Genomic DNA, 10,851 nt, shown 5'->3' with positions numbered 1-10,851 from the left:
GTCCGTGCCGGCGGCCGCACCCGCCCCGCCACCAGCTCGCGCTCACGCCCGCGCCGTCGTCCCGCGCCGCCGACCCGGGACCCACGTCCCGGTCGCCGCCCGACGGACGGCCGGGCGGTGAGGAGGAAGGGTGAAGGGTTCCGTGTTCCCACCCGCTCCCGCCGCGGGTGGTGCCACGCTGCCCGGACACGTCCCGCCTCGCGAACTCGCTGGCCCCCGGCCTGCGTGACGGGCCAGGATGACCGCTCGGACGGAACGCAGACGGGCCGGCGCCGCCGCCGGTCCGACGACAGGAGACCTGATGACGCTCGACCGCGCGCGCGACGACGCGCCCGCCCTCCGACCGCGACCGCGTCACCGCCGCGGACCTGCGGCGCTCGGGCTGGTCGGCGCGGCGACGCTCCTCGTCGTCGGGACGCTCACGGCGTGCTCGCCCAAGCCCCCAGGCCCCGACGAGGCGATCGACACGCTCACCAAGGCGATCGAGACCGGCGACTTCGCCGCCGTGGAGTTCGCCGCCGGCTCGGGCGACGCGGCCGCCGCGGCGGAGCTGCGCACGGCGACGTTCGCGGGCGTCGAGCCGTGGGTGCCGGACGTCGAGCGCGGCGAGGTGACGGTCCCGGAGGACGACCCGGACTCCGCGACGGCCGAGCTCACGTACACCTGGGACGTCGACGACAGCGACACGGACTGGACCTACGCGACGCAGGTGTCCCTCGCGCGCGACGCCGAGGACGCCGAGGTGTGGCGCGTCGCGTGGACGCCCGGGGTCCTCGTCCCCGACCTGCAGCCCACCGAGACGCTGCGCGTCACGCGCGTGCAGGCGCAGCGCGGCCGGGTGCTCGGCGCGGGCGACCAGGTCATCGTCGAGCCGCGCGGCGTCCGACGCGTCGGCGTGGACAAGACGCTCGTCGACGCGGCCGGGCAGGAGGCGGCGGCCCGTGCGCTCGGCGCGGCGCTCGCGCTCGACGTCGAGGCCTACGTGCAGCGCGTCGCGGCGGCCGGCCCGAAGGCGTTCGTCGAGGCCATCGTGGTGCGCGACGGTGACCCGCAGTACGACGTCGACGCGCTGGTCGCGACGCCCGGGGTGCGCGCGGTCGCCGACACGATCCCGCTGGCCCCGACCCGGCGGTTCGCCCGGCCGATCCTGGGCACGGTCGGCTCGGCGACGGCGGAGATCGTCGAGAAGTCGGAGGGCGCGATCGCCGCGGGTGACCTCACCGGCCTGTCGGGCCTGCAGCGCCAGTACGACGCGCTGCTGCGCGGGCGCCCCGGCCTCACGGTCGAGGCGGTCCCGGCCGACGGTGTCGCGGTGCGGCAGCTGTTCGCCACCGAGCCGACGCCCGGGACGGACCTGCGCACGACGATCGACCCGGCCACGCAGACCGAGGCCGAGACGATCCTCGAGGACGTCGGCCCGGCGAGCGCGATCGTCGCGATCCGCCCGTCGACGGGTGACGTCGTCGCCGCTGCGAGCGGTCCCGGCGGCGAGGGCATGTCGACCGCGACGCTCGGCCAGTACGCGCCCGGCTCGACGTTCAAGGTCGCGAGCGCCCTCGCGCTGCTGCGGTCGGGCCTGACCGCGGACTCCCCGGTGTCGTGCCCGCCCACGACGAGCGTCGACGGCCGCCAGTTCTCGAACTTCCCGGACTACCCGTCGAGCGCGCTGGGCGAGGTCCCGCTGCGCACGGCGTTCGCGCAGTCGTGCAACACGGCCTTCATCTCCGCGCGCGACAAGGCGCAGCAGTCGGCGCTGGTCGACGCCGCGGGATCGCTGGGCCTCGTGCCGGACGCGAACCTCGGGTTCGCGGCGTTCCTCGGTGCCGTCCCGTCGGACTCCGACGGCACGGACCACGCCGCGTCGATGATCGGGCAGGGGCGCGTGCTGGCGTCGCCGCTCGGCATGGCGACGGTCGCCGCGTCGGTCGCGGCGGGGGCGACGGTCACGCCGCGGCTCGTCGTCGACGCCGACGCTGCCACCGCCACGACCGAGGACGACGCGACCACGGGTGCGTCGGACGGGCCCACCCCGGCGCCCGCAGCGGCGACGTCGCGGCCGCACGTCCCGCTGACCAGCGGCGAGGCGGACGCGCTCCGGACCCTCATGCGCGCGGTCGTCACCGAGGGGGGCGGGTCGTTCCTGCAGGACACGCCCGGTGGCGAGGTCATGGCGAAGTCCGGCACGGCGCAGTTCGGCGACGCGGCCAACCTCCAGAACCACGTGTGGATGATCGCGATCCAGGGCGACCTGGCGGTCGCCGTCTTCGTGGATGTCGGAGACTACGGTTCGACGACCGCGGGCCCGCTGCTCGAGCGCTTCCTCGAGGCCGCCGCCGGCTGACGCCGCGGTCGTCGTCCGCCCGGACCTGGGCGGGTGCGCCACGAGGAGGACGACGATGACCGACCGCGCGACCAGCGTGCTGCTGCCCCGAGACCTGCCCGTCGGACGGGTGCGGGAGTTCGCCCTCCGTGCCGAGGAGCTCGGCTTCGACGAGATCTGGGTCGTCGAGGACTGCTTCTTCCGCGGCGGGGTCGCGCAGGCGGCGGCCGTGCTCGCCTGGACCGAGCGGATCCGGGTCGGCGTCGGGATCCTGCCCGCCGCGGTGCGGGACGCCGCGTTCACGGCGATGGAGGCCGCGACGCTCGCCGAGCTCTTCCCGGGCCGCGTCGACGTCGGCATCGGGCACGGCATGCCCGCGTGGATGCGACAGGTCGGTGCGTGGCCCGCGAGCCCGCTCACGATGCTCGAGGAGCACCTGCGGGCGGTCCGCGCGATCGTGCACGGCGAGCGCGTCGACGCGGACGGCCGGTACGTGCACCTCGACGGCGTGCAGCTCGAGTCGCCGCCCGCGCACCCGCCGCGCATCCTCGCGGGCGTGCGTGGTCCGAAGTCGCTCGCGGTGGCGGGCCGCTACGCCGACGGGACCGTGCTCGCGGAGCCCGTGACGCCCGAGTACGTCGCTGCGGCCCTCGCGCACATCGCCCCGACGCGCGAGCACCGGGTCGTCGCGTACTGCGTCGCGGCGGTCGACGACGACGCCGACGCGGCCCGTCGTCTGGCGCGGCCCGCGCTCGCGTGGGTGGGCGAGCCGGACTGGGCGCCGCACCTCGCGCCGCTGCCGTACGCCGACGAGATCGCCGCCCTGCGGGCGTCGGTCGGATCGCCCGAGGATTTCGGCGCCGCGCTGCCCGACGCGTGGGTCGACGACCTCGGGATCGTCGGGACGCCGGCTGCGGCGCGCGCCCGGCTCGACGCGCTGTTCGACGCGGGCGTGTCGTCGGCCGTGCTGTTCCCGCTGGGCCCGGATCCCGTCGCCGCGCTGGACTCGCTCGCGCGTCTGCGCTGACCGCGGCACGGTCGGGTTCGGCCCGTCGCACCGCGGGGCAGCTCGGCGGGTGGCGAGCGCGTCGCGCCACGTGGGCGGACGTCGACCTCGTCGTCGCCCCGGCCGCGGGACGTGCGCGGCCGGGTGTGTCGTCCCGTGATGGAATGCGACGAGCCCGCCGCCGTCGGATCGCCGCCGATCCGTGATCGCCTCAGGAGCCCGTCATGACGTCGTTCGCCCCCGGCACGCCCGGCTGGATCCGCCCGCTCGGCCGCACGGGTCTGGAGGTGTCCGCGGTCTGCCTGGGCGGCGGTCCGCTGGGCAGCATGCCGGGCCTGTTCGGCCGCGACGTGCCCGCCGACGAGGGTGTCGCGACCGTGCTCGCGGCGCTCGACAGCCCGATCCGGTTCGTCGACACGTCGAACGGCTACAGCGACGGCGAGAGCGAGCGGCGGATCGGCGCGGCGCTGCGCGAGGTCGGCGGGCTGCCCGCGGGCGTGACCGTCGCGACGAAGGTCGACCCGCTGGACGGCGACTACTCGGGCGACCGCGTGCGCGCGTCGGTCGCGGAGAGCCGCGAGCGCCTCGGGCTCGACCACCTGCCGCTCGTGCACCTGCACGACCCGGAGACGTGGCCGTTCGACGAGCTCGCGGGCCCGGGCGGCGCGGTCGAGGCGCTGGTCGCGCTGCGGGAGTCCGGCGAGGTCGGGGCCATCGGGCTGGCGGGTGGCCGCGTGCAGGAGATCGCGCGCTACCTCGCGCTCGGGGTGTTCGACGTGCTGCTCGTGCACAACCGCTGGACGCTGCTCGACCGCTCCGCAGGCCCGCTGCTCGACGAGGCCGAGCGGCAGGGCATGGGCATCCTCAACGCGGCGGTGCACGGCGGCGGCATCCTCGCGAAGCAGGAGGGCGGCCCGACGACGTACGGCTACCGCGAGGCGCCGCCCGAGGTGCTCGACGCGGCGGAGGCCATGCGACGCGTGTGCGCCGAGCACGGCACCGACATCGCGACCGCGGCGCTGCAGTTCTCGCTCCGCGACCCGCGGGTCGCCGCGACGATCGTCGGCATGAGCCGTCCGGAGCGCGTCGCGCAGACCGTCGCGGCCGCGTCGGCGCAGCTCCCCGACGCGCTGTGGCCCGAGCTCGAGGCGCTGCTCCCGCCCGCCCGGACCTGGCTCGACGCCGAGTGAGTGCCGAGACGGCCGCCGGTGCGGCGTTCGACCTGCCCGGCGCGCTCGAGCCGCTCCTCGCGGAGCGCGGCTTCACGCGCGGTGGACCGGTGTTCCGGGGGCGGTCCGGGGACGTCGCCATGGTCGTGCGGTGCGAGCCGCAGGCCCGCGTCGACCGGGTCCGCACGATCACCGTCGAGTGCACGCCCGCCTCCGGTGAGCGGACGGCCGGGGAGCGGTTCGTGCACCAGTTCAACCAGGCTGCGACGGCGTTCGGGTGGCGCGGCGAGTACACCGCGCAGACGCCGGGGTTCCCGCAGGTGATCGTCGACGACTTCACGCGTCTGACCCTGCCGTTCGTCGACCGGGCGACGAGCGTCCGGGCGATCGCGGAGCTCGTGCTCGACGGCGAGGTCCCGCCGTCGGACGGCCGCGACCCGCTGCTCGCACGCGTCACGGACCCGTACGAGGCGGCCCGACGGTTCGGCTGGCCGGACCTCGCGGCGCGCGCGGTCGAGGTCGCCGAGGGCCTGGACCTCGACTGGCGCGGCTACGAGGCGTTCCGGAAGTGGGCCGACTACTACTCGGTCGACGTGCGGCTGCGGAAGCCGCGGTTCAGCCTCCGCCACTCGGTCGACCGCTTCCTGCCGCTCCAGCACCGCCGCTACGCGTAGGACGGTCGGCGGCGTCCGCGGGTGCCGGGTTACGGTCGGGGCATGACGCGCGTCGTGGTGACAGGTGGCAGCGGGAAGCTGGGACGGGCGGTCGTCGAGGACCTCGCCGCGCACGGGTACGAGGTCGTGAACGTCGACGTCGCCCCGCCGCCGCCCGGGCAGCCGGCGCTGTTCACGCGCGTCGACCTCACCGACCTGGGCCAGGTGACCGAGGCGCTGACCGGCATCGACGACCGCTACCAGGGCGTCGACGCTGTCGTGCACCTCGCGGCGATCCCCGCACCCGGCCTGATCCCCAGCGGTGCGACGTTCGCGAACAACGTCGTCGCGACGCACCACGTGTTCTCCGCCGCGCGCCGGGCGGGCATCCGCGACGTCGTCTGGGCGTCGAGCGAGACCGTCCTCGGCCTGCCGTTCGACACCCCGCCGCCGTACGCGCCCGTCGACGAGGAGTACCCCGTCCGCCCGGAGAGCACGTACTCGCTCGGCAAGGCCGTCGAGGAGGAGATGGCTCGGCACTTCACGCGCTGGGACCCGTCGGCTAAGCTGATCGGCCTGCGGTTCTCGAACGTCATGGTCGACGAGGACTACCCGGCGTTCCGCGACTTCACCGCGCAGTCGCGCCGGTGGAACCTGTGGGGCTACATCGACGCGCGCGACGGCGCGCAGGCCGTCCGGCTGGCCCTGGAGAGCGACCTGACGGGCTTCGAGGCGTTCATCATCGCCGCGCCCGACACCGTGCTCGACACCCCGTCGGCCGAGCTGCTGGCCGCCGAGTTCCCGGACGTCGAGCTCCGCCGCCCCGTCGAGGGCCGCGAGACGCTGCTGTCCATCGACAAGGCCCGCCGTCTCCTCGGCTACGAGCCGACCCACACCTGGCGCTCACGCCTCCCGGGCGCCCAGGTCTGAGGGGGCGCGGGGCAGGCCGCTGGCCTGGTCGCACGTGTGGACCAGGATCCACCCGCCGCGAAGTGGATCATCGTCCACTTGTACTGATGTGGATCGTGGTCCACATTCGCAGAAGTGGACGCGGATCCACTTCCAGCGCGTGCCTCGAGTCGAACGGGAGGGTCGATGCGCATCCGGACGATGGTGGAGATGGGAGCGGTGATCCGGTCTGCGCGCGAGCGGGCCGGGCTGACGCAGGCCGCCCTCGCGAGGCGTGCAGGCGTCTCGCGCGAGTGGCTCATCAACGTCGAGTCGGGCCGTACGGCCGCCGAGTTCCCTCGGCTCCTCGCCGTGATCGAGGAGCTCGAGCTCGAGGTCGACGTGCGCGCGCGGGCATGAGCCGCACGCTGGACGTCCACCTCGACGGCGTCCGCGCGGGGACGCTCACCATGACCGCGGGGGGAGCGCTCGGCTTTCGGTACGAGGAGACGTACCGCGCGGGCGCCGACCCGACGCCGCTCTCGCTGTCGATGCCGCTGACCTCCAGCGTCCACGAGCAGCGTGCCGTCCTGCCCTTCCTGCAAGGTCTGCTGCCTGACAACGAGCAGGCACTCGAGGCGATGGCACGACGGTTCCAGGTGTCGGCCCGATCCCCGTTCGCGCTGCTCGAGCACATGGGCCACGACGTCGCAGGCGCCTTGCAGTTCGTCCGACCCGGCGAGGCGTCCGAAGACGCCCGCGCCGACCGCTCGGACCTGACGCCGGTCGACGACCAGGCGATCGCCGACGAGCTGCTCGAGACGATCCAGGCGTATCGCACCGGGCGGCCACCCGCACACGTCTGGGGCCGCATCAGCCTCGCAGGCGCGCAGCCGAAGATCGCTCTCGTCCGAGCGGTCGACGGATCGTGGCTCGCGCCTGGGCGCGGTGTCCCGACGACGCACATCCTGAAACCGAGCTCACGGCGTCCGACGAGCGCTACCCCGACCTGACGGTCGTCGAGGCCTTCGGGCTCTCGCTCGCGCGACACGTCGGTCTGCGCGCGCCGGGCTGGTCGATGTGGTCGTCCCCTGACGCCGGCATCCGTGCGCTCGTCGTCGAGCGGTACGACCGTCGCGTCGAGGACGACGGGACCGTCCGGCGGCTTCACCAGGAGGACCTCTGCCAGGCCCTCGCGGTGTCTCCCGTACGGAAGTACCAGCACCAGGACGGTGGTCCGGGCGTGGGGCAGATCGGCCGGCTCCTGCGCGTTCGAGCAGGCGCGTGACGACGTCGCCCCGCTTCTAGGCGGTGGCCGGGTGGTCGACGTCGTCCGTGCGAACCTCCCGCGACTCTCACCGCTCTACCGAGACCAGGCGGGAGTGCCGGCTGTCATCGACCTCAGCGAGTCACGCGGTCGCGGCGACGGCGGTACGTGAGGCGGCGGAGGAGGACCTCGAAGGGGCCGCGGCGTCCGTGGTGGTCGAGCGTGACCGCGACGGCGACCGTGACGAGCCAGACCCCGACGGCGAGCGCGGCGGCCGTCGCCGTGCCGATCCGGCCGCCCAGACCGAGGCCCCACGCGCTCAGCAGCGGCGCGAACATCACGGACTGCAGCAGGTACGACGTGAGCGACCGCTCGCCGACCGCTGTGACGGCCCGCACCACCGGCAGGTCGCGGCGGTCGTGCCAGACGGCCGCGAGCCAGCCGAAGAGGCACACGTACCCGAGGCCCATGACGACGCCCGACGCGATGTGGACGATCTCGAGCACCCCGCCGACGGCGGCCGACGGCTCCCACACGTGCCCGACGACGAGCGCCCACGGCAGGTTGCCGACGACGTTGACGGCGAGCGCCACGACGACGACCTGACCGAGGCGGCGGCGGTGCTCCCACGGGCGGGTCAGCCAGCCCGCACGGGACAGCAGGATGCCGAGCACGACCTGCGGCACGAAGAACAGCAGCACGGCCGCGAGCCCGATCGAGGCGCCCGACGACACCAGCCGCTCGCCGACCGACGCCACGTAGCTCGTCGTCGGGGCGCCGTCGCCACCGAAGCCCTCCTCGAAGAACACCAGCACGACCACGCCCGCGGCGGTGGACAGCAGCGTGCCCGCGGCGAACCAGATCCACAGCGTCACGCGCGACCGGTGCAGGAACGCCAGCGCGACCAGGCCCGTCACGCCGTAGGCCGCGAGGATGTCGCCGCCGAACAGCAGCGCCGAGTGCACGAGGCCCAGCACGACGAGCCACGCGCCGCGCCGCGCCAGCACCCGACGAGCGCCCCTGCGGTCCTCGCCGCGTGCCGCGAGCCGGCTCGCCATCGTCGCGAGCCCGAACCCGTAGAGGATCGCGAACATCGGCCGTGACCGGTCGTCGACGAAGAACGCGGTCAGCGCGTCGACCAGGTGGTCGACGTCCGACCCGCCCGCCGGTCGCCCCCCGGGCCCTGCCTCACCGGTCGACCACAGGTAGCCCCACACGTTCGCGAGCGCGATGAACAGCAGCAGCATGCCGCGCGCGAGGTCCGGGGCCAGCGAGCGGCGGTCCGCCACGTCCGGTGGCGGGGCAGCGACGGTGGCGGCAGCGACGGCGGCCGCGGGTGGGGCGGTCAGGGTCGCGCTGGGCTGGTCGGAGGTCATGGCCCGAACCTAGGGAGCCCGGCACGTGCGTCGACATCCGGGATCCCCCCGGATGTCCCCTCGGGGACACCCCCGCATGCGGCGGGCCTGATGCGGTGCGGATGTCCGCCGGCGGGTGGATGCGCGGGCGCGGGACCAGACCGGCGGGGGACGACGGGCCGTCGACGACGCGACCAGTGGCGGACGCCCCGGGTGCGCGGGCGCGACGAGCATGGCGTGCAGGGGCGGCCGACCGGGTGACCGACGTATCTGGCCACCGCCGCCGGACCTCTTCACCTCCGTCGCGGCCCCCGGGCTGCACCCACGACCGGCCCAGCGCGGCCGCGATCCCCTGGAGAACCGCCGATGAGTGCCGTCCCGTTCGCGTTCCTGGTCCACCCGCGGGCCCGGGTGTCCGACGACCTCGCGCGCGTCTGGTCGCCGCTCGGTCGCGTCCCCGAGGGCGTCGCCGACCGGGCGGTCCGCCGGCTCCCGCTGCGGCCGTTCACGATGGCCCGGGTGCACCTGCCCGACGTCACGCCCGACCCGGTCGGTCGCGTGGTGCTCGTCCCGTTCGGCGCCCGGCACATGCTCGAGGCCCCGCACGCCGCGCGCGACCGCGTCGGCGCCGCGGTGGACCTCGCGGCACGGCGGGGCGCCGGGATCGTGGGCCTCGGGGCGCTGACGGCGACGGTCACGTCGGGCGGGTCGACGCTCGCGGGCCGTACCGACATCGGGGTCACCAACGGCAACGCCTACACCGCGGCGATCGTCGAGGACCAGCTGCGGGCGCTGCTCGCCGCCCAGCCGGACCGCGCGCGCCGCGTCGCCGTCGTCGGCGCGACCGGCAGCGTCGGCACGACCCTCGTCCGCCTGCTCGCCCGCGACCGTGCCGTCGAGCACCTGACCCTCGTCGCCCGTGCGGGCGGCCGGCTCGGCGCGCTGGCCGGTGAGGTCTGCCGGCGCGTCCCGACGACGATCTCGACCGACCTGCACGACGTCCGCGCGTGCGACGTCGTCGTGCTCCTCACCGCCGCCGCCGACGCGGTCCTCCGGTCCGAGCACCTCGCCCCCGGCGCGGTCGTGCTCGACGCGACGCAGCCCCGCAACACGTCCCCGGACCTGCTCGTCGAGCGGCCCGACGTGACCGTCGTCGACGGGGGTGTCGTCTCCGTGCCGGGTCTGCGGCTGCGCGGCGGCGACATCGGCCAGCCGCCCGGGTTCACGTACGGCTGCTTCGCCGAGACCGCGCTGCTCGCCCTGTCGGGCCACACCGGCCACTTCTCGCTGGGCGTCCCGACGCTCGACCAGGTCGACCACGTCCGCGCGATCGCCCGCCGCTTCGCGAGCCTCGGGTTCCGCGCCGCCCCGCCGACGACCTTCGGCCGCCCGCTCGCCGTCCCCGCCGCCGACCCGCACCCGACGGTCCTCGCCACGACGAGCCCCGCGACCCGGGCGTCGTCACCGCACACACCGCGAGAGCCGGCAACAACCGCCGGGTCGCCGGCCGTGGTCGGCGGTCCCGGCGGCGCGAGCACGTCGGCGACCGGTGTCGAGGCGGTGGACGGCGTCACCGGGCGCGCGCTCGTCGCGGCAGGAGCGGCGCGGTGACGCGGCGGGTCGTCCTGCTGGGCGGCGGGTACGTGACGCTGCACGCCTACGGCGCCCTCGTGCGCCGCGTCCGGGGGATGCTCCGCGACGGGTCCGTCGAGATCGTCGTGGTGTCCGACAACCTCGTGCACAACTTCCACGGCTTCACCGGCGAGGTCGTGTCGGGCCTGCTGCCCGCACACCTCACGCAGACACCGCTCGCCGAGGCCATGCCGCTCGCGACCGTCGTGCACGCCCGCGTCGAGCACGTCGACCTGTCCGCCCGCACGGTCACGTACCGGCCCGCCGACGGGAGCGCTCGGGGGACCACGTCGTACGACGCGCTCGTCCTCGGCACGGGTGCGGGCGAGCCGGTCGACGAGGTCGACGGCCTGATCGGCCGCGGCCTCACGCTCCGGCACCCGGGCGGTCTGGAGGCGCTTGCGGCCCGCGCCGAGGCGGTCGACGACGACGCCGACCCGGTCGTCGTGGTCGGCGGCGGCCTCGCCGGGGCCGAGCTCGCCGCCGCGCTCGCGGACCGCTGCGGCGGTCGGCCCGGGCGCGTCGTCCTGGTCCACCGCGGCGACCGCGTCGTCCCCGCCC

The 10,851-nt window shown here is 75.5% G+C and carries 11 protein-coding genes; 10 read left to right on the top strand and 1 reads right to left on the bottom strand.

Going from position 1 to position 10,851, the window contains the following annotated elements:
* Window positions 1-301: 301 nt before the first annotated feature.
* The 8 genes from CTKZ_RS11115 to CTKZ_RS22010 all read left to right on the top strand — a co-directional run bounded on the left by CTKZ_RS11115 (window position 302) and on the right by CTKZ_RS22010 (window position 7,324).
* A complete protein-coding gene (locus CTKZ_RS11115) occupies window positions 302-2,341 on the top strand; it encodes a penicillin-binding transpeptidase domain-containing protein (RefSeq protein ID WP_124343007.1) in 2,040 nt (679 codons plus the stop codon).
* Between the two features lie 55 nt (window positions 2,342-2,396).
* Window positions 2,397-3,347 carry an LLM class flavin-dependent oxidoreductase gene (locus tag CTKZ_RS11110; protein WP_124343006.1) on the top strand — a complete coding sequence of 317 codons (951 nt, stop codon included), beginning with the start codon at window positions 2,397-2,399 and terminating at the stop codon, window positions 3,345-3,347.
* A 203-nt stretch (window positions 3,348-3,550) separates the two neighbouring features.
* Complete coding sequence (locus CTKZ_RS11105; protein WP_124343005.1) at window positions 3,551-4,516, top strand: aldo/keto reductase; 966 nt, start codon at window positions 3,551-3,553, stop codon at window positions 4,514-4,516.
* The gene (locus CTKZ_RS11100; RefSeq protein WP_124343004.1) at window positions 4,513-5,169 is read left to right on the top strand and encodes a hypothetical protein; all 657 of its coding nucleotides are present in this window, start codon (window positions 4,513-4,515) and stop codon (window positions 5,167-5,169) included. Before CTKZ_RS11105 ends, CTKZ_RS11100 begins: the two co-directional genes overlap by 4 nt.
* Window positions 5,170-5,211: 42 nt before the next feature.
* Entirely contained in the window at window positions 5,212-6,078 is an 867-nt protein-coding gene (locus CTKZ_RS11095) for an NAD-dependent epimerase/dehydratase family protein (protein ID WP_124343003.1), read from the top strand.
* A gap of 165 nt (window positions 6,079-6,243) precedes the next feature.
* Window positions 6,244-6,456, top strand: coding sequence for a helix-turn-helix transcriptional regulator (locus CTKZ_RS11090; RefSeq protein ID WP_124343002.1), 213 nt, complete (start codon window positions 6,244-6,246; stop codon window positions 6,454-6,456).
* Window positions 6,453-7,049 (top strand): HipA N-terminal domain-containing protein, encoded by a 597-nt coding sequence (locus CTKZ_RS11085; protein WP_124343001.1) that lies wholly within the window; start codon window positions 6,453-6,455, stop codon window positions 7,047-7,049. Before CTKZ_RS11090 ends, CTKZ_RS11085 begins: the two co-directional genes overlap by 4 nt.
* Window positions 6,965-7,324, top strand: a complete 360-nt coding sequence (locus tag CTKZ_RS22010; protein ID WP_200829711.1) for a HipA domain-containing protein — start codon at window positions 6,965-6,967, stop codon at window positions 7,322-7,324. Before CTKZ_RS11085 ends, CTKZ_RS22010 begins: the two co-directional genes overlap by 85 nt.
* Window positions 7,325-7,437: 113 nt before the next feature.
* On the opposite strand, the gene CTKZ_RS11075 is transcribed toward CTKZ_RS22010, so the two are convergent.
* Complete coding sequence (locus CTKZ_RS11075; RefSeq protein WP_124342999.1) at window positions 7,438-8,679, bottom strand: DUF418 domain-containing protein; 1,242 nt, start codon at window positions 8,677-8,679, stop codon at window positions 7,438-7,440.
* 345 nt (window positions 8,680-9,024) lie between these two features.
* Here CTKZ_RS11075 and CTKZ_RS11070 point away from each other — a divergent pair, with 345 nt between their 5' ends.
* Both CTKZ_RS11070 and CTKZ_RS11065 read left to right on the top strand, forming a co-directional pair.
* On the top strand, window positions 9,025-10,269 hold the full coding sequence (locus CTKZ_RS11070) for a semialdehyde dehydrogenase (protein WP_235843443.1): 1,245 nt from the start codon (window positions 9,025-9,027) through the stop codon (window positions 10,267-10,269).
* The coding region (locus CTKZ_RS11065; protein WP_160142885.1) for an FAD-dependent oxidoreductase at window positions 10,266-10,851 on the top strand (586 nt) is incomplete at its 3' end. The genes CTKZ_RS11070 and CTKZ_RS11065, both read left to right, overlap by 4 nt.

Source organism: Cellulomonas algicola (assembly GCF_003851725.1).
Taxonomy (GTDB): domain Bacteria; phylum Actinomycetota; class Actinomycetes; order Actinomycetales; family Cellulomonadaceae; genus Cellulomonas; species Cellulomonas algicola.
This window is presented reverse-complemented; position numbering and strand designations above follow the sequence as displayed.

Excerpts from the sequence above, each read along its gene's own strand:
- CTKZ_RS11090 (WP_124343002.1), top strand. The coding sequence starts at position 6,244 with ATGCGCATCCGGACGATGGTGGAGATGGGAGCGGTGATCCGGTCTGCG.
- CTKZ_RS11110 (WP_124343006.1), top strand. The coding sequence starts at position 2,397 with ATGACCGACCGCGCGACCAGCGTGCTGCTGCCCCGAGACCTGCCCGTC.
- CTKZ_RS11115 (WP_124343007.1), top strand. The coding sequence starts at position 302 with ATGACGCTCGACCGCGCGCGCGACGACGCGCCCGCCCTCCGACCGCGA.
- CTKZ_RS11105 (WP_124343005.1), top strand. The coding sequence starts at position 3,551 with ATGACGTCGTTCGCCCCCGGCACGCCCGGCTGGATCCGCCCGCTCGGC.
- CTKZ_RS11085 (WP_124343001.1), top strand. The coding sequence starts at position 6,453 with ATGAGCCGCACGCTGGACGTCCACCTCGACGGCGTCCGCGCGGGGACG.
- CTKZ_RS11075 (WP_124342999.1), bottom strand. The coding sequence starts at position 8,679 with ATGACCTCCGACCAGCCCAGCGCGACCCTGACCGCCCCACCCGCGGCC.
- CTKZ_RS11070 (WP_235843443.1), top strand. The coding sequence starts at position 9,025 with ATGAGTGCCGTCCCGTTCGCGTTCCTGGTCCACCCGCGGGCCCGGGTG.
- CTKZ_RS11095 (WP_124343003.1), top strand. The coding sequence starts at position 5,212 with ATGACGCGCGTCGTGGTGACAGGTGGCAGCGGGAAGCTGGGACGGGCG.